This is a genomic window from Streptomyces sp. NBC_01013 (assembly GCF_045162765.1).
Lineage (GTDB): Bacteria > Actinomycetota > Actinomycetes > Streptomycetales > Streptomycetaceae > Streptomyces.
In genome coordinates this window covers 6,729,012-6,745,806 of the sequence record NZ_CP108687.1, presented here as the reverse complement: position 1 = coordinate 6,745,806, position 16,795 = coordinate 6,729,012, and the positions used below count along the sequence as shown (strand labels likewise).

Annotated in this window: 14 protein-coding genes and 1 tRNA gene; 8 read left to right on the top strand and 7 right to left on the bottom strand. The window is 72.1% G+C overall.

The annotated features are described in order from the left end of the window. Positions 1–58 precede the first annotated feature (58 nt). Both OG538_RS29395 and OG538_RS29390 read left to right on the top strand, forming a co-directional pair. A complete protein-coding gene (locus tag OG538_RS29395) occupies positions 59–1,042 on the top strand; it encodes an aldo/keto reductase (RefSeq protein WP_406098469.1) in 984 nt (327 codons plus the stop codon). Beyond that, complete coding sequence (locus OG538_RS29390) at positions 1,039–3,366, top strand: helix-hairpin-helix domain-containing protein (protein WP_406098468.1); 2,328 nt, start codon at positions 1,039–1,041, stop codon at positions 3,364–3,366. The genes OG538_RS29395 and OG538_RS29390 overlap by 4 nt, the downstream gene beginning before the upstream one ends. An 81-nt stretch (positions 3,367–3,447) precedes the next feature. Here the strand turns inward: OG538_RS29390 and OG538_RS29385 are convergent, their stop codons facing one another. Beyond that, on the bottom strand, positions 3,448–4,107 hold the full coding sequence (locus OG538_RS29385; RefSeq protein WP_406098467.1) for a hypothetical protein: 660 nt from the start codon (positions 4,105–4,107) through the stop codon (positions 3,448–3,450). 47 nt (positions 4,108–4,154) lie between these two features. Between OG538_RS29385 and OG538_RS29380 the strand changes: the two genes are divergently transcribed. Continuing rightward, on the top strand, positions 4,155–4,343 hold the full coding sequence (locus OG538_RS29380; protein ID WP_136328229.1) for a DUF5703 family protein: 189 nt from the start codon (positions 4,155–4,157) through the stop codon (positions 4,341–4,343). A 58-nt stretch (positions 4,344–4,401) separates the two neighbouring features. Here OG538_RS29380 and OG538_RS29375 read toward each other — a convergent pair whose 3' ends face one another. The 3 genes from OG538_RS29375 to OG538_RS29365 form a co-directional block, all read right to left on the bottom strand. Further along, complete coding sequence (locus OG538_RS29375; protein ID WP_406098466.1) at positions 4,402–5,175, bottom strand: chaplin; 774 nt, start codon at positions 5,173–5,175, stop codon at positions 4,402–4,404. Positions 5,176–5,313: 138 nt separating this feature from the next. Beyond that, complete coding sequence (gene chpH / locus OG538_RS29370; protein WP_123528131.1) at positions 5,314–5,547, bottom strand: chaplin ChpH; 234 nt, start codon at positions 5,545–5,547, stop codon at positions 5,314–5,316. 143 nt (positions 5,548–5,690) lie between these two features. Continuing rightward, positions 5,691–7,025 (bottom strand): M20/M25/M40 family metallo-hydrolase, encoded by a 1,335-nt coding sequence (locus tag OG538_RS29365; protein ID WP_406098465.1) that lies wholly within the window; start codon positions 7,023–7,025, stop codon positions 5,691–5,693. A gap of 181 nt (positions 7,026–7,206) precedes the next feature. Here OG538_RS29365 and OG538_RS29360 point away from each other — a divergent pair. Both OG538_RS29360 and OG538_RS29355 read left to right on the top strand, forming a co-directional pair. Next, positions 7,207–7,291 (top strand) — tRNA-Leu (locus OG538_RS29360). 212 nt (positions 7,292–7,503) lie between these two features. Then, complete coding sequence (locus OG538_RS29355) at positions 7,504–10,389, top strand: glycoside hydrolase family 2 TIM barrel-domain containing protein (protein WP_406098464.1); 2,886 nt, start codon at positions 7,504–7,506, stop codon at positions 10,387–10,389. Between the two features lie 46 nt (positions 10,390–10,435). Here OG538_RS29355 and OG538_RS29350 read toward each other — a convergent pair whose 3' ends face one another. After that, a complete protein-coding gene (locus OG538_RS29350) occupies positions 10,436–11,503 on the bottom strand; it encodes a rhamnogalacturonan acetylesterase (RefSeq protein WP_406098463.1) in 1,068 nt (355 codons plus the stop codon). A gap of 218 nt (positions 11,504–11,721) precedes the next feature. Here OG538_RS29350 and OG538_RS29345 point away from each other — a divergent pair, with 218 nt between their 5' ends. The 3 genes from OG538_RS29345 (at position 11,722) to OG538_RS29335 (ending at position 15,022) form a co-directional block, all read left to right on the top strand. Next, entirely contained in the window at positions 11,722–12,792 is a 1,071-nt protein-coding gene (locus tag OG538_RS29345) for a hypothetical protein (protein ID WP_406098462.1), read from the top strand. Next, complete coding sequence (locus OG538_RS29340; protein ID WP_406098461.1) at positions 12,789–14,000, top strand: hypothetical protein; 1,212 nt, start codon at positions 12,789–12,791, stop codon at positions 13,998–14,000. Before OG538_RS29345 ends, OG538_RS29340 begins: the two co-directional genes overlap by 4 nt. 89 nt (positions 14,001–14,089) lie before the next feature. Further along, complete coding sequence (locus tag OG538_RS29335) at positions 14,090–15,022, top strand: pseudouridine synthase (RefSeq protein ID WP_406098460.1); 933 nt, start codon at positions 14,090–14,092, stop codon at positions 15,020–15,022. Between the two features lie 12 nt (positions 15,023–15,034). Here the strand turns inward: OG538_RS29335 and OG538_RS29330 are convergent, their stop codons facing one another. Both OG538_RS29330 and OG538_RS29325 read right to left on the bottom strand, forming a co-directional pair. After that, entirely contained in the window at positions 15,035–15,664 is a 630-nt protein-coding gene (locus tag OG538_RS29330; protein WP_406098459.1) for an MBL fold metallo-hydrolase, read from the bottom strand. After that, positions 15,664–16,749, bottom strand: a complete 1,086-nt coding sequence (locus OG538_RS29325; protein WP_406098458.1) for an S-(hydroxymethyl)mycothiol dehydrogenase — start codon at positions 16,747–16,749, stop codon at positions 15,664–15,666. The genes OG538_RS29330 and OG538_RS29325 overlap by 1 nt, the downstream gene beginning before the upstream one ends. Positions 16,750–16,795 lie beyond the last annotated feature (46 nt).

The following is a 16,795-nucleotide window of genomic DNA, read 5'->3' as shown; positions in this document are numbered from 1 at the left end:
GCCCCGGTTGTCCACAGGCCTGCGACGTGTGGAGCTCCGGCCAGTAATCTCAGCGCCCATGGAGCAGAGGCATCTCGGCCGCACCGGCCTTCGAGTGTCCCGGATCGGGCTCGGCACCCTCACCTGGGGCCGGGACACCGACGAGCACGACGCTGCCGAGCAGCTGAAGGCCTTCTGGGAGGTGGGCGGCACCCTGGTCGACACGGCGGACGTGTACGGCGGCGGGGAGGCCGAGTATCTGCTCGGGCAGCTCGTGGGGGGCCTGGTGCCGCGGCACGATCTGGTCATCGCGACCAAGGCCGGCAGCGTGGCCGACCCGTACCGCAGGTTCAACGGCTCCCGCGGGCATCTGCTGGCCGCCCTGGACGCCTCGCTGGCACGGCTCGGTACGGACTACGTGGATCTGTGGCAGGTGCACGCCTTCGACCCCATGACCCCGCTGGACGAGACGCTCCAGGCGCTGGACATCGCGGTCTCCAGCGGACGCGCCCGGTATGCGGGGGTCTCCAACTTCTGCGGCTGGCAGCTGGCCAAGGCCGCGACCTGGCAGCTCGCCTCCCCCGGGGTGCGGACCCGGCTGGCCAGTACGCAGATGGAGTACTCGCTGCTGCAACGGGGCGTGGAACGCGAAGTGCTGCCGGCCGCGCTCGACCTCGGGGTGGGGCTGCTGCCGTCCTCGCCCCTGGGCCGGGGCGTGCTCACCGGGAAGTACCGCACGGGCACCCCGGCGGACTCGCGCGGCGCCTCCGAGCTGCTGGCCCCCTTCGTCGAGCCATATCTCGACGACCCGGCGAGCCGCATCGTCCACGCCGTGGCGACGGCCGCCGAGGGACTGTCCACCACGGCGCTGCAGGTGGCGCTGGCCTGGGTGCGGGACCGGCCGGGAGTGGTGGCCCCGATCGTCGGCGCGCGCAACGCGCAGCAGCTCACCGAGGCATTGTCAGTGGAGGCGCTTAGTCTTCCTGACGAGATCTGCCAGGCGCTCGACGATGTGTCGGCGCCCGTGCACCGCTATCCCGATCAGGACTGGAGCACGCTGTGACTGCGCTTCCCCGGGGGGAATCCCCCGGCCCCTCGGCCACCGACGACGACGACGTCGCCGCGGACGGGCCCGCCACCGCGCCCTCGCCCGCCGAGGGGGCCGCAGCGGAAGCCGCCGACGAGGGCACGGCCTCCGACGCGGGCACGGGAGAAACCCCGGACGCGGGGTCCGCCTCCGGCGAGGCGACGGCCGCAACCTCCGACGCGGGCACGGTGGATGGTCCTGACACCTCTGCGGCCGCCTCGCAGGACGCCGTCGCGGGCGCGGACGGAAGCGCCGGGGGCGAGGCCGCCGCTTCCGCAGCCCCCTCCGAAGCGGAGGCGGAGCTGGCAGCCCAGCGCGAGCTTCGGGAACGGATCGAGAAGCGGAAGGCCGAGAAGGAGGGCCCCATCGCCGCAGGTGCGAAGCTGAGCGGCCCCGCGGCCGATCTGCTGGCCGCCGTGCGGGCGGTGGAGAGCGGTGAGAAGCCCAGCGCCACGTTCTTCGACTCCCCGGCCCCCTCCCCCGCCCGCCGGAGCGTCCCCGCCCCGGCCGCGGTGCGCGAGCGGGCTCCCGAGCCCGTCCACACGCCCCAGGGCGCGTCGCCGGAGGCCGTGGCGGCCGCGGCGGCCGTGCTGACCGAGGGAGGGGTTCCGGAGGCTCTGGCAGGCCCTGCGACGGCCACCCTGGGCGCGCAGGCGGCTCAGGCCCTGCGGGAGGACCCCTGGCAGCTGCTGTCCGTTCCTGGCGTCGGCCCGGAGCAGGCCGACGGCTTCGCCCGGGCACTGCTGGGCGCCGGATGCGGACCCGACGACGAGCGGCGCACCGCGGCCCTGGTGGGCTGGCTGCTGGAGCGTGCCGCGCTGCAGGGCCACACCGCGCTGGATGCGGACCAGGTACGCACCGCGCTCGCCGGGCGGGCCGTGGCCGACCCGGACGCCGCGGTGCAGCACGCCATCGCCGAAGGCGTCGTCCTGGTGTTCCAGGACGGTCCGGCGGACGAGGAGACCGACGCGGAATCCGGCGAGGCGGGCGACGAAGACGCGGAGCCGGCGGCCGATCAGGAGCCGGTGCAGGTCCTCCTCGGCCTCGACCGGTACGCGCTGGCGGAGGAGAGCCTCGCCGACGGGCTCGCCCGGCTGGTCAACGCCTGCGAGAAGGACGCCGACTGGTCGGACGCCGCCGCTGCGGCCCCCTCCCCCTCGGCAGCCGAACTGATCCGCGCGGCCGCGGCCCACGGCCTCGTCGCGCACACGGGCGGCGAGGCGGCACGGGCCGAACCCGCCGCACTGATCGCCGCCGCCGGCGCCCTCGGTCTGCGGGCCGTGGGCGCCACCCACAGCATGGACGGCCGGCTGCGGCTGGCCCGTGTCCTGGGCACCCCGGGCGACGACCCAGTGCCGGCTGTCACGCTCGCCGGGCTGCTCTCGGGCGCGGAGGGCCCCGGGCGGGACGAGGAGGGGGCGCTCGCCCTCGACCTGCTCGTCGTGCTGGACGCCCCGCAGCTGGACGTCGAGACCGGCGCGATGCTGGTGGAGTCCCTCGCCGACGGCACCCGTCTGGTGCTCAGCGGCGACCCGGGCGTACTGGGGTCGGCCGGTGCGGGACGGGTGTTCGCCGATGTGCTGGCCGCCCACGCCTGCCCGCAGGTCGTCTCCCGCACCCCGGACCCGGGGCCGATCGGTGAGCTGGTGTCCGGCATCGGCATCGGGGAGCTGAACCAGGTGGAGGCGCCGGGCAAGGAGGTCGTGATCGTCCCCGTGCGGGACGCGGGCGAGGCCGTGCACCGCACGGTGCAGCTGGTCGCCGACTCCGTACCGCGCGCCATCGGGGTGCCGTCCTCGGACACCCAGGTCATCACCGTCGGGCACGGCGGCTCGGCGGGCACCCGGGCGTTGAACGACGCGCTCAAGCAGCGGCTCAACCCGGGCCCCGGCCGCTTCGGCGGTTTCGATCCCGGGGACAGGGTGGCGCACGTCCCCGCACCGGGCAGGACCGTGCCCGGCACGGTCGTCTCGGCCGATGCCGAGGGCCTGCACCTGGACTGTGCGGGGAGCCCCGTCGTCGTACCGCAGGAGCGGGTGGCCGCCTCCGTCCGGCACGCCTGGGCGCTGAGTGCGCACCAGGCGGCGGGGATGCGCTGGCCCGCGGTCGTCGTCGTCCTGCCGGGTGACGCGGCTCAGGGGCTGAGCCGCCCCTGGGTCTACACCGCGTTCAGCCGGGGAGAGCAGCATCTGTCCGTGGTGCACGGCGTCGACCAGGCGCTGCCCCGTGCCGTGGCCCAGTCCCCAGCCCAGGAGCGCACGACCCGGCTGCGCGCGCTGCTGGAGGCGTCCGACGGCTGACGCCCGAGGTTCCGGGCAGCCGCGTCGCGCGTCTGCCCGGCCCCTCGGTACGACACCGTCAGGGTCGGCGAGCCGCCGGGGTCAGGTCCGGTCCCGCGTCAGACCGTGCAGTTCCTCGTCCAGGCCGTCCTCGTCGAAGACGGCACTGACGTCGAAGCGGCAGACCACCAGTTGCGGGTCCGCGTCGTCGAACGGGGCGCCGAGCCACTCCCCCGGCTCCGGCAGCTCGTCCGCGGCCGCGACCCAGAGCGTGGAATCGCCCTCCTCCAGACCGAACTCGGTGTGCCGGGAGGCGATCTCGTCCGCCTCGTACTCCCCGAAGATCACCCCCAGCGCCGCATGGACACTGCTGCCGACCACGGCCGCACTCTCGCCGCCGCGGTCCTCGGGATCCACATCGGCGAGGCGCTGGGCCTGAGCGAGCAGCCGCTGTGGCTCCACCACGGCGTAGTCGCGGCGGATCAGCACACTGAGCGCGTTCGGCTCCTCCGGGCCGCTGTACGGCGGCAGGGAGTCCTCCACCCCCGGGATCTCGAAGGGGGTGACCTCGTCATGGCGGTCGTAGAGGAGTTCGTCGTAGACCTCCGCCGCAGCGGCCAGTGCGTTGAACGCGTCGTAGACAGCGGGGTCGTCGTCCCCGGACCGGCGTTCGACCGCCGCGAGGTGGTGGTCGATCGCGGCTTTCACCGCATCGGCGGCGGCGCGTACCTCGGCAGCGGTGGGCTGCGCAGCATCAGACATAGGGCAGACGCTATCCGTACACGGGCTCTGCCCGCACAATAGATGCGATGCCGGAATACGAATTTGTCGACGTGTACGTGCCGCGCGGGGTGTCCCGGAAGGAGACGGCCCGCCTGTTGACCGACCATGCCGAGTACGGGCACTGGGAGTTGGACCGACTGACGCTGCGCCTGGACGGCAGCCGCCGGGTGCGGCTGCGGCGGCGGATCATCCGCCAGCTACGGGCCACCTGGTGAAACGGAACGGGCCCCGCTGTCGCGGGGCCCGTTCCCTTCGCCGTGCTGCCTGCTGCCGTCAGGCGGCGGCCTTGGCGCGGCGGTAAAGCACCGTGCCGGCACCGGCCAGCAGCAGTCCCGCGCTCGCCGGGATGAGCAGGTCGAGCCCGCCCGCCCCGGTGTGCGCGAGCTGCGGCGTGCTCGCCGGCAGGGTCTGCGGCTCGGGCGCGTTCGGGATGGTGCGCGGCCCGGGCGTCGGCGGTGTCACGTGGGTGACGGGAGTCTCCGGGACGACCGGCGGCGTGCTGTCGTTCTCGCACGTGTTGCCGGAGGTGGGGTTCAGCAGGCCACCGATGGTGACGCTGTTCCCACAGGCGTTCACGGGAATGTCGATGGGCACCTGGATCTGGTTGCCCGAGAGCAGGCCCGGCGACCCCTTCGCGACCCCCTCCGCGGTCGCCCCGCCCCCGTTGTCGCTGCCGGCGGCCCGGTGCTTCCCGGTGCCCGCCCGCATCCCCTGACCGCGGTCGTCCGAAGCCCGCCCATTGTCCGAGGCGTGGCTGCCCGAGGACCCGGCGGTCGAACCGTGATGGCCCGCGGCCGCACCGTGCGAGCCGTTCCCGCAGGCGTTGCCCATCGCCGGGTTGAGCAGTCCCACGACGTTCACGGAGTTGCCGCAGACGTTGACCGGCACCTCGACGGGGATCTGTACCGAATTCCCAGAAAGCACCCCCGGGGAATTCGATGCGCCGCCGGCCGCTCCCGCGTCGGCGTGCGCGTAACCGCCACTGAGCGCGAGCACGCCGCCCGCAGCCGCCATGGTGATCAGGCCTTTACGCGTGACCTGTCGCATAGGTTGATTCCTGCCTTCTACCTTCCGGAATACCCCCGGACTTGACCGTGCGGGGGCAAAGGACCCGACGGCCCCGGAGCACATGGAGTGCGTTCCGGGGCCGAGCGGGCTCAAACCCTTACGGGTTGACGCACAACGTCAGGCGTTGACGCAGGTGTTGCCGAAGGCCGGGTTCAGCAGCCCGATCACGGAGATCGTGTTGCCGCACACGTTCACGGGAACGTGGACGGGAACCTGAACGACGTTGCCCGAGAGCACGCCGGGGCTGCCGATGGCGGCACCCTGGGCGCCCGAGTCGGCGACGGCCATGCCGGCACCCGCGAGCACCAGACCACCGGTGACAGCCGCAGCGGCGACGATCTTCTTGATCATTATTCCTCCTAGTTGGCAAATGCGGTCCCAGCCGCGGACCGCACCACCTGTAACGAGGAAGAAGTAATGGGGCTACGAGCGATCCACCCCTTTCACTCGTTCCGGTTAGATACGTACAGGCTGGCGATTACGAGAGCGAGGCGTCAGCTGTGGTCGATGAAACGGTCGAGAACCCGCGCACCGAACTTCAGCCCCTCGACCGGGACGCGCTCGTCCACACCGTGGAACATGCCCGCGAAATCGAGTTCCGGCGGAAGCTTGAGCGGGGCGAATCCGAAGCAGCGAATGCCCAGATCATCGAAGGACTTGGCGTCCGTACCACCGGAGAGCATGTACGGGACCGCTCGCGCGATCGGGTCCTCGGCCTTGAGCGCGATCTGCATCGCGTCCACGAGCGAGCCGTCGAAGTCGGTCTCCAGCGCCTTGTCGCCGTGCACGTCCTCACGCTTGACCCTCGGGCCGAGGATCCTGTCGAGGTCGGCCAGGAACTCCTGCTCGTACCCCGGCAGGAAGCGGCCGTCGACGTGCGCGGTCGCCTGCCCCGGGATCACGTTCACCTTGTAGCCCGCACCGAGCATGGTGGGGGCCGCGGAGTTGCGCAGGGTCGCGCCGACCATCTTGGCGATCCCGCCCAGCTTGGCCAGTGTGGCGTCCATGTCCTCCGGGTCGAGCGGAGTGCCGAGCGCGTCGGACAGCTCGTCCAGGAAGGAGCGCACGGTCTTGGTCACCCGCACCGGCCAGTTGTGCCGCCCGAGCCGCCCGACGGCCTCGCACAGCTCGGTGATCGCGTTGTCGTCATTGGTCATCGAACCGTGGCCGGCCGTGCCGTCCACGGTCAGCCGCATCCAGTGCATGCCCTTCTGCGCGGTCTCCACGAGGTAGAGCCGCAGGTTCTCGTTGACCGTGAAGGAGAAGCCGCCGACCTCCCCGATGGCCTCGGTGACGCCCTCGAACAGGTCCGGGTGCTTGTCGACGAGATACCGGGCCCCGTACGTACCGCCCGCCTCCTCGTCCGCGAGGAAGGCGAGCACGATGTCGCGCGGGGGCTTGCGGCCGCTGCGCATGCGCTCGCGCACGACCGCCAGGGTCATCGCGTCCATGTCCTTCATGTCGACCGCGCCCCGGCCCCACACGCAGCCGTCCGCGATCTCCCCCGAGAAGGGGTGGTGCGTCCAGTCGTGCGCGTTGGCCGGAACGACGTCGGTGTGCCCGTGGATCAGCAGCGCCGGCTTGGACGGGTCCTCGCCCTCGATCCGCGCCACCGTGGAGGCGCGGCCCTTGTGGGACTCGAAGATCTGCGGTTCCAGCCCGACCTCCGCGAGCTTCTCCGCAACGTACTCGGCGGCGGCCCGCTCGCCCGGTCCCGAGTGGTCCCCGTAGTTGCTGGTGTCGATCCGGATCAGGTCACGACAGAGGTCGACGACCTCGCTCTCGGCGCTCACACCCGAGCCGGTCCTGCCCGCTTTGGTCTCACTCACGCTGGTTCCTCCACTGTCGCTGTGGTGCTCCCCCTCATCCTCCCGCGCCCGGCCCACGTACCCAAGGCCGCCCGCCTCCCGTCACACGCCCGTCACGCCGACCGGGGGTGATCGAGCACCTCCCAATGTTTGCTATGGTTTTCCACGTCGGAACGGGCCGGGCCCGCGAGACAGACACCTAGTCCGGGTGGCGGAATGGCAGACGCGCTAGCTTGAGGTGCTAGTGCCCTTTATCGGGCGTGGGGGTTCAAGTCCCCCCTCGGACACAGAGCAGAGTGCCGGTCAGGAGAGATCCTGACCGGCACTTTGCGTTGCACGGAACCCGACGGGCACCGGCTCACGCGCCGGAACGCACCGGCACCCCCTCGACCCGATCACCGGCCCCGCCGGGTGCCCCACCCTCCACGACCCCTTGTTGAAACGGTTCATTCCTGGCTAACGTCGCCTCCCAGAAGGGTGATTCCGAGCGAGGAGAACCATGAGCCGCACCGACACCGACACGCTGCCCTGGTACGAGGACCCGAGCCCGGGTTCGGGCGGACTCGCACCGCGGTCCTGGTTCGCGACGTCCGATGCCTGGCGGATGTCCCTGAACGGCGAGTGGGCGTTCCGGCTCTCGCCCGGGGCCGGCACCCAGGACGAGTCGTTCGCCCGGCCGGGGTTCGACGCCTCGGCATGGGGGACGGTCTCGGTGCCCGGTCACTGGGTGCTCCAGGGGGCCGGTGGCGCTCCCGCGTACACGAACGTCGTCTATCCCTTCCCCGTCGATCCGCCGCGGGTGCCCTCCGAGAACCCGACGGGCGACCATCTGCGGACGTTCACTCTTTCTGCGGACCGGCCGCAGGACGGCGCGTTCGTGCTCCGGTTCGAAGGGGTGGAGTCCTGCGCCCGGGTCTGGCTCAACGGGCGGGAGCTGGGCGAGTTCAAGGGGTCCCGGCTGCCGCACGAGTTCGCCGTGGGTGACTTGCTGAACCCCGGCGAGAACGTCCTCGCCGTACGCGTGCACGCCTGGTCGTCGGGGAGCTACCTGGAGGATCAGGACCAGTGGTGGCTGCCGGGCATCTTCCGCGAGGTCACCCTGCTGCACCGCCCGCGGGGCGCCGCCCGGGACTTCTTCGTGCATGCGGGCTACGACCACCACGAGGGCTCCGGAACGCTGCGGGTGGAGTGCGAGGGCGCTCAGGGCCGGGTCCTGGTGCCCGAGCTGGGTGTCGACGTCGCCGCGGGCGAGTCCGTGACGCTGCCGGTCGAGCCGTGGACCGCCGAGACACCCCGGCTGTACGACGCCGAGCTGGTCACGGACGGCGAGCGGACGCCCCTGCGGATCGGCTTCCGCACGGTCGCCGTGGAGGACGGCGTCATCAAGGTCAACGGCCGGCGGCTGCTGTTCCGCGGGGTGAACCGGCACGAGTTCCACCCGGAGACGGGCCGGGCTGTCGACGCGGGGACGATGCGGCGCGACCTGGTGCTGATGAAGCGGCACAACATCAACGCCGTGCGGACCAGCCACTATCCGCCGCACCCCGCGTTCCTCGACCTGTGCGACGAGCTCGGGCTGTGGGTGATCGACGAGTGCGATCTGGAGACACACGGCTTCGTCGACCTGGATTGGCGGGGCAACCCGGTCGACGACGAGCGGTGGACCCCCGCACTGCTCGACCGGGCGGCCCGCATGGTCGAGCGCGACAAGAACCACGCCTCGGTGATCATCTGGTCGCTGGGCAACGAGTGCGGCTCGGGCCGCGGCCTGACCGCGATGGCCGAGTGGATCAGGGGGCGGGATCCGGAGCGGCTGCTGCACTACGAGGGGGACCTCTCGTGCAAGGACGTCGACCTGTACTCACGGATGTATCCCACGCACGCCGAGGTCGAACTCATCGGCAAGCGGGCGGAGGACCCGCTGACCGACGCGGAGCTCGACGCCCGGCGCCGCGCGATGCCGTTCGTCATGTGCGAGTACGGGCACGCCATGGGCAACGGGCCGGGCGGCCTGAGCGAGTACCAGCGGCTCTTCGAGCGGTACGAGCGGTGCCAGGGCGGTTTCGTCTGGGAGTGGATCGACCACGGCTTCACCCATCCCGAGTACGGATTCGCCTACGGCGGGGACTTCGGCGAGGAGCTGCACGACGGCAACTTCGTCTGCGACGGCCTCCTCTTCCCGGACCGCACTCCCTCCCCGGGACTCGTCGAGTACAAGAAGGTCATCGAGCCGGTGCGGATCGGCCCGGGCGCCGTGGCCGGTGCGTTCTCGGTCACCAACGGATACGACTTCGCCGGGCTGGAACACCTCGATTTCGTCTGGTCGCGGGAGGTGGACGGAACCGTCGTGGCTTCGGGCACCCTGGCCGTGCCGGAGCTCGCGCCCGGCGCATCGGCCGAGGTGACTCCGGACACCGCGGGCGACGGTCTGTGGACGGTACGGGCGGTGCTCGCCGAGGACACCGCGTGGGGCGAGCGCGGGCACGTGGTGGCCTGGGGCCAGGTGGAGACGGGTGCGCCCGCCACCCCGCCGCCGGCGGCCGGTGAGCGGCCTGTGCGGTCGGACGGCGTGATCACGCTCGGACCGGGCGTCTTCGACGCGGCGACCGGGGCTCCGGTGCGGATCGGGGAGGTTCCGCTGGAGGGGCTGCGGCTGGACGTGTGGCGTGCGCCCACCGACAACGACAACGGGGCTCCGTGGCAGCCGGACGAGCGGTACGGGCTGCGCTGGCGGGAGTGGGGGCTGCACCGGATGCGGCACCGCGTCGACGCGGTCGAGACGGACGGGGACGCGCTGACCGTGCGGACCCGGGTGGCCCCGGCGGGCTGGGACGTGGGGCTGCGGACCACGTACCGGTGGACGGCCGCCGGGGACCGGATCGGGCTGACGGTGTCCGTGGTGCCGGAGGGCGACTGGCGGGTGCCGCTGCCCCGGCTCGGCATCCGGTTCGGGCTGCCCGCCGGATACGGCGGTGCGCGGTGGTACGGCGGCGGGCCGGGTGAGGCGTACCCGGACACCCGGGCCGCCGCGATGCTCGGGCAGTGGCAGAGGGAGGTGGACGCGCTCCAGACCCCCTACGTCAGGCCGCAGGAGAACGGCGCCCGGGTGGACGTCCGCTGGGTGGAGCTGACGGACACCGGCGGGGCGGGGCTGCGGGCGGAGGGTGGCACGCCGTTCTGGTTCACCGCGCGGCGCTGGACGAGTGAACAGCTGGACGCGGCGGAGCACGTGCCGGATCTGGTGGCCGGGGACCACGTCTGGGTCAACCTGGACCACGCGGTGCAGGGCATCGGCTCGCAGTCCTGCGGGCCGGGCGTGCTGCCGGAGCACCGGCTGAACGCGGCGCCGGCGGAGTTCTCGTTCGTCTTCTCGGAGTTGGGCTGATTCCCCGCCCTGCCCCGGCTCCGTCCGGGGCAGGGCGGGGTGTGGGTCAACGGAACAGGCGCCCCGGCAGCAGGTGCTGGTCGCGCAGCGCGTCGCGGACCATGCCGGCGTACTCCGTGGCGCCACGCTCGGAGGTGTGCGTGTTGTCGCGCTTCTCGTCGGTGAGGTAGAGCGCCTTGGAGCCGTCCGGGCCCAGCTCCTCGACCCGATGCCGGGTGAGGGCCGTCAGGTCGACGAGCGGCACGTCGTGCCGGGCGGCGAGGAGGCGGATCTGCGCGGGCAGGTCGACACCGAGGCCGTTGACCAGGAGCGCGGTGCCGTTGTCCAGTGTGCCGTCGGCGTTGAACCAGCGGCGGACGATCGGGGTGACCAGCACGGGCCGTCCGCCCTCGGCACGGATCGCCCCGATCATCGTGGTGAGGTTGGCGCGGTAGTCCGCCTCGGTCGTCTGCTTGTCGTTGTGGGCGAGCTGGATGAGCACGGTGTCGCCCCGGCGGATCAGTGGGCGGACGGTGGCAAAGAGTTGGGGCTGATCGAGGTAGGTCTGCGAACTCTCGCCGGAGTCCGCGTAGTTGGTCACGGATACGCCCGCTCGGAGATACTGCGGAAGCTCCTGCCCCCACCCGGTGTACGGGCTGCCGAGCTGGTCGCAGACCGTCGAGTCGCCGATCAGGAAGAGCTGCGGGATCCGCGTCGCCGGCGCCACCCGCAGGCCTGCGAGGGCCGGGGCAGGGCCGGCGAAGGTGAGGTCGAGACCGGGGCTGCCGGTCGCCCCGGTGGGCTCGCCCTCGGGCTCGCGCACGTTGACCGTGAAGGTACGGATCACCTGCTGCCCGGCGGCGGTCGGCGTCTCACCGAGCATGGTGCGCCGCGTCTCTGCGGTGACCGTGGTGCGCCCTTCGACGGCGCCGCCGATGCGCGCGGTGACGCGGTAGGTGCCGGGGCCCACGTCGAAGTGACAGACCACGGGGGCCGTTCCGGTGCAGCCGGCGGGGGCGGGCGCGCCGTGGGTCACGCCCGCCGGCGCCGCTCGGGCGTGAGCGGGCGCGGCGAAGGCGGTTACGGCCGCCAGGGCGACCAGGAGGGCCGGGGCGGTTCTGCGCGCAGGGGGCACGGCGGGGCTCCTTCGGGGATGCGGGTGCGGTACGGGCGGTCCCGTACATCGCGCAAGCGCTTTCTACCCCGGCCACTCGCGCGTTGAATCCTTTCATCAGGGGAAGTTGTGCGCACCTTCCCCTGGTTCCGCTCCTCAACCCCCCGGCCGGCCACGGCTGGTGACGACGTAGCATCGGCGTTTCGCTGTGATCTTCATGGTGCGCAAGGGGGAATGGCATGGGCAGCGGCGGCAGGCGGCGGACCACGGTCCTCGCCGGGGTGGTGGCCGGCGCGGTGCTCGTGTCCGGCACCGTCTTGTGGGCGACGGACAGTTGGCCCTTCCGGGACAACTACTGCTGGGGTGCCTGGGAGCAGAACAGCGGCCCCTCCTTCCTCGGTGACGAAGCCCTCGGCAAGTCCGGGTCCGAGCGGAAGGCCACCGAATCCGCCCCGCCCTCGGCCGGCCGGGCCCACGCCTCCTGCTCACTGGCCGTGACCTCGGAGGTCGAGGACGACGACTCGGACGAGCCGCTCACATTCGAGGAGCGGATCACCCTGGAGTACGGCCCCGTCCCCGCCGGAGCCAAGGAGCGCCGGGCCTGGATAGCCCAGTACTTCAACGGCGCGGCCTCTCCCCTGCCCGACGGGCTCGACGGTCTGGTCGCCGCAGACAGGGCCATGCTGGTGCTGCCCGAGGCGTGCGACGCGGAGGGCGGCAGGCCGTCCGTCGTGACGATCCGGAGCGAGAGCACGGGCGACGGTCATCTGGGCAAGGTGGCCGTGCCGTTCACGATCGGCAGTGTCGAGGAGGTCGGCCGGATGCTGCTCGACGCCGCGGGCACCACGATGGAGAAGGCGGGGTGCGCACCCGGCCGGCCGCTGCGGACGACCTCTCCGGTGGTGACCGTGGCCGAGGACGGGGAAAGGGCACAGTCACCGCTGTGCCGGATCCCGGGGATGACCTTCGACTTCGGCGAGGGTTCGCGTTACGAGCAGCAGGTGGGCACGGTCACCGCGGGACTGCAGACGTGTTCCGTGGTGTGGAAGACGCTGCGGATGCCCGACGAGCCGTCCGCGCAGTACGTGATGGCCCGCCGACCGCGCATGGTCGCGCTGTTCGACGGTCTCCCGGAAGGGTCCGCCCAGGGGCTGCTGCGTACCGACTGCGCCGGACGGCCGACGGTGTTCTACGGACACGTCGACACCGGCCTCAAGGGCCGCGGCCGTCCCGACGACCGGCGGGTGTTCGACCGTTTCGCCGAGTCGGTCGGCAAGCGCATCGGATGCACGGGCGGTGAGGGCGCGTGAGTGAGGACGAGTCCGTGGTGAACACCCGGACCGGGGCCGGACCGGAAGCCGCCGTCGCCGGCGGCACGGTCGCCGAGAGCGCCCACCCCCGCGGCCCCGCTCCCGAAGCGGCCAGGCCCTCCCTCATCCGGCGCCTGCTGCGCAGCCGTACGACCCGGGCCGTGACCGCGGCAGCGCTGGCCGGGGCACTCGTGGGGGCCGGAGCGGTGGCCTGGCATACGGACACGCTCCCGTTGTTCGGGCCCGCGCCCTGCTGGGACTCGCTCGGTGACTCCACCATGTCGGAGTTGTTCGGCGACCGCAGGACCGAGGTCGAGGAGCAGACCCTGCGGACCGATCCGCAGGGCGACGGGCTGTCGTTCGGCCAGTGCCGCATCACCAGTTACCGGGACGACCGGGCGCGCCGGCAGGTGACCCTGAAGGTGCACCGGCTGGACGGCCTCAGGGGCACCGACGGACAGCGATGGCCGCAGGAGTTCCTCGCGGCCGGCATGGTCCCGCTCGGCAACGGGCTGCCCGGCATGACGTCCGGTTCGCGCGGCTGGCTCGCGCTGCCGCAGAGTTGCACGGGACGCAGCGAGTTCAGCGGGCCGACCGTCGTGGACATCGGCATGGGCCGGGCGGACCAGGACATCTCGTCGGAGTACGAACGGGAGGACCGCGCCGCTCTGGCCGACGCTCTGGTCGAGGCGGCCAACGGGGTCATCCGGTCCTTCGACTGCTCCGGGCGTTACCGGGCACCGCACCAGCTGCCTGCCCCGGTGACCTGGCAGGACGCCGAGGCGAACGCCTTCTGCGGTATCAAGGGCTTCGCCCTTCCCGCGGCGTACCGCAAGGAGCTGCGGCAGACCCGTGTCGGTGGCGAGGGCGGCCCCGCCCGGGTCTGCGAGGCGGGCAGCTCGTTCCGGGAGGCCTCGCTGCGACTGACGACGGTGGTGGACCCGGCGCTGACCGAGATCTACTCCTGGGACGTGCTCCGCTCCGGTGCGCCCGTCAAGGGCACCACGGGATACGGAAGGACGGGCGGGAACCGGGCGGTGTTCCGGGCGGTCTGCCAGACCGGTCCGGTGGTCTTCGTGGTGGAGCAGCTGCGCGGGACGGGCGACGGGGACTTCACGCTCGCCCGTGATCTGCTGCCGGACTACGCCGCTGCGGAGGCCGAACGCATCGGCTGCGGGCCCCTGAAGCTGACGTTCCCCAAGGGCTGAGCCGTACCGGCCGTAGCCGTGGTCCTCCGTGGCTGTGGAAAAATGCCCGGCACCATGAGAACCAGCACCAGGGCGTCCGGCGGCCCCCGATGAGGGGCCGCGCGAAGCCTCCGCAGTCGCCGTTGCCCCAGCGCGAGGGGGTCGATCCGGTGCGGGTGCGGCTCCCGGAGGATCCGGACGGCCGGTGGCCGACGGTCCGTGATCATCTGCTGGCACGGTTCGCCGACGCGATCGGCGCGGAGCGGGTCGACGCGATGCTCGCCGGGGGCCGGTTCGTCTCCGTCCAGGGTCCCGTGACGGGCGACGAGCCGTACGCGGCGGGCCGGTACCTCTGGTTCCACCGGGACTTCGCGCCGGAGGAGCCCGTGCCCTTCCCGGTCGGGGTGGTGCACCGGGACGAACATCTGGTCATCGCGGACAAGCCGCACTTCCTGGCGACGACGCCGCGCGGCCGGCACATCACCGAAACGGCGGTCGCCCGCCTCCGCCGCGAGCTGGGGCTGCCGCTGCTGCAGCCCGCCCACCGGCTGGACCGGCTGACCGCGGGGCTCGTCCTCCTCGTCGTACGGCCGGAGGAACGCGGCTCCTATCAGACGCTGTTCCGCGACCGCCTGGTGCGCAAGGAGTACGAGGCGGTGGCACCGTACGACCCCGCGCTGGTCCTCCCTCGCACCGTGCGCAGCCGCATCGTGAAGGAGCGCGGGGTGATCGCGGCCCGCGAGGAGCCCGGCGAGCCGAACAGCGAGAGCCGGATCGAGCTGTTGGAACACCGGGGCGGGCTCGGCCGGTACCGGCTGCTGCCCGCCACCGGACGCACGCATCAGCTGCGGGTCCATATGAACAGCCTCGGGCTGCCGCTCGTCCACGACCCCGTCTATCCCGTCGTCGAGGCGGAAGGCGCGCCGGACGACTTCGCGCACCCGCTGCAACTGGTGGCCAGGGTTCTGGAGTTCACCGATCCGGTCACGGGAGAGCCGCACCGCTTCGAGAGCGGGCTGCGGCTCTCCGCGTGGCCGGAGTGACGCAACGGGGCTTCAGTGGCCGCGGGTGATCCACTCGTCCAGGTGCGGGGCCTCCGCGCCGATGGTGGTGGAGTCACCGTGCCCGGTGCGGACGGCGGTGTCCGGTTCCAGGGCAAGCAGCCGGTCCCTGATCGAGGCGACGATCGTCGGGAAGTGCGAGAAGGACCGCCCGGTGGCGCCGGGGCCGCCCTGGAAGAGCGTGTCACCGGTGAAGACGGTGGACAGCTCGGGGGCATACAGGCAGACGGCTCCCGGGGCGTGGCCCGGGGTGTGCAGGACCTTCAGGGTCGTCCCGGCGATCCGCAGCTCCTGGCCGTCGGCCAGTTCGCCGTCCGGGGCGCGGTCGGGGTGGGTCTGCCTCCACAGCGGCAGGTCGTCGGGGTGGAGCAGAACCGGTGCGCCGGTGGCGTCGGCGAGTGCGGGGGCCGCGTCGATGTGGTCGTTGTGCGCGTGGGTGCAGATGATGGCGCGCAGCGTACGCCCGCCGAGTGCGGCCTCGATGGCGGCGGCGTCGTGGGCGGCGTCGATGACGACGGCCTCGGTGTCGTCGCCGACGATCCAGACGTTGTTGTCGACGTCCCACTCACCCCCGTCGAGGGCGAACGTGCCGGAGGTGACGAGGTGGTCGATGCGGGCGGTCATCAGAAGACCACCACCGAGCGCAGGACGTCACCGTCGTGCATCCGGGCGAAGGCCTGCTCGATGTCGCCGAGGCCGATGGTCTCGGTGACGAACGCGCCGAGATCGATCCGGCCCTGCTGGTGCAGGTCGATGAGCATCGGGAAGTCGCGTGAGGGCAGGCAGTCGCCGTACCAGGACGACTTGAGCGAGCCGCCGCGGCCGAATACGTCCAGGAGCGGCAGTTCGAGCTGCATCTCCGGGGTGGGGACGCCCACCAGGACGACGGTTCCGGCGAGATCGCGGGCGTAGAAGGCCTGCTTGTACGTCTCCGGGCGGCCGACCGCCTCGATGACGACGTCGGCGCCGTTGCCACCGGTGAGCGAGCGGATGGCCTCGACCGGGTCGTTGGAGCGGGAGTTGACGGTGTGCGTGGCACCCATCTCCTTCGCCGTCTCCAGCTTGCGGTCGTCGATGTCCACGGCGATGATCTTCGCCGCGCCGGCCAGTCGTGCGCCCGCGATCGCCGCGTCACCGACACCGCCGCAGCCGATGACCGCGACCGAGTCGCCTCGGCCGACCTGGCCGGTGTTGATGGCGGCGCCGATGCCGGCCATCACGCCGCACCCGAGGAGTCCGGCGACGGCCGGGGAGACCTCGGGGTCGACCTTGGTGCACTGGCCGGCGGCGACGAGGGTCTTCTCGGCGAAGGCGCCGATGCCGAGGGCCGGGGAGAGCTCGGTGCCGTCCAGGAGGGTCATCTTCTGCTTGGCGTTGTGCGTGTCGAAGCAGTACCACGGGCGGCCGCGCAGACAGGCCCGGCACTGTCCGCACACGGCACGCCAGTTGAGGACGACGAAGTCCCCCGGCTCGACGTCGGTGACGCCGTCGCCCACGGACTCCACGACGCCCGCGGCCTCGTGGCCGAGGAGGAACGGGAACTCGTCGTTGATGCCGCCCTGCTTGTAGTGCAGGTCGGTGTGGCAGACGCCGCACGCCTGGATCTTCACCACGGCCTCACCGGGGCCGGGGTCCGGAATCACGATCGTCTCGACCCGTACCGGCTCGTTCTTCCCCGGTGCGATGACCCCTTGTACGTGCTGCGCCATTCCCGTGGTCTCCCTTTTGCGACTTTTCCTGAGATCGATCACGAAC

Coding starts and splice junctions, on each gene's coding strand:
- OG538_RS29395 (WP_406098469.1), top strand. CDS start 59: ATGGAGCAGAGGCATCTCGGCCGCACCGGCCTTCGAGTGTCCCGGATC.
- OG538_RS29385 (WP_406098467.1), bottom strand. CDS start 4,107: ATGTCTGATGCTGCGCAGCCCACCGCTGCCGAGGTACGCGCCGCCGCC.
- OG538_RS29380 (WP_136328229.1), top strand. CDS start 4,155: ATGCCGGAATACGAATTTGTCGACGTGTACGTGCCGCGCGGGGTGTCC.
- OG538_RS29375 (WP_406098466.1), bottom strand. CDS start 5,175: ATGCGACAGGTCACGCGTAAAGGCCTGATCACCATGGCGGCTGCGGGC.
- chpH (WP_123528131.1), bottom strand. CDS start 5,547: ATGATCAAGAAGATCGTCGCCGCTGCGGCTGTCACCGGTGGTCTGGTG.
- OG538_RS29355 (WP_406098464.1), top strand. CDS start 7,504: ATGAGCCGCACCGACACCGACACGCTGCCCTGGTACGAGGACCCGAGC.
- OG538_RS29345 (WP_406098462.1), top strand. CDS start 11,722: ATGGGCAGCGGCGGCAGGCGGCGGACCACGGTCCTCGCCGGGGTGGTG.
- OG538_RS29335 (WP_406098460.1), top strand. CDS start 14,090: ATGAGGGGCCGCGCGAAGCCTCCGCAGTCGCCGTTGCCCCAGCGCGAG.
- OG538_RS29330 (WP_406098459.1), bottom strand. CDS start 15,664: ATGACCGCCCGCATCGACCACCTCGTCACCTCCGGCACGTTCGCCCTC.
- OG538_RS29325 (WP_406098458.1), bottom strand. CDS start 16,749: ATGGCGCAGCACGTACAAGGGGTCATCGCACCGGGGAAGAACGAGCCG.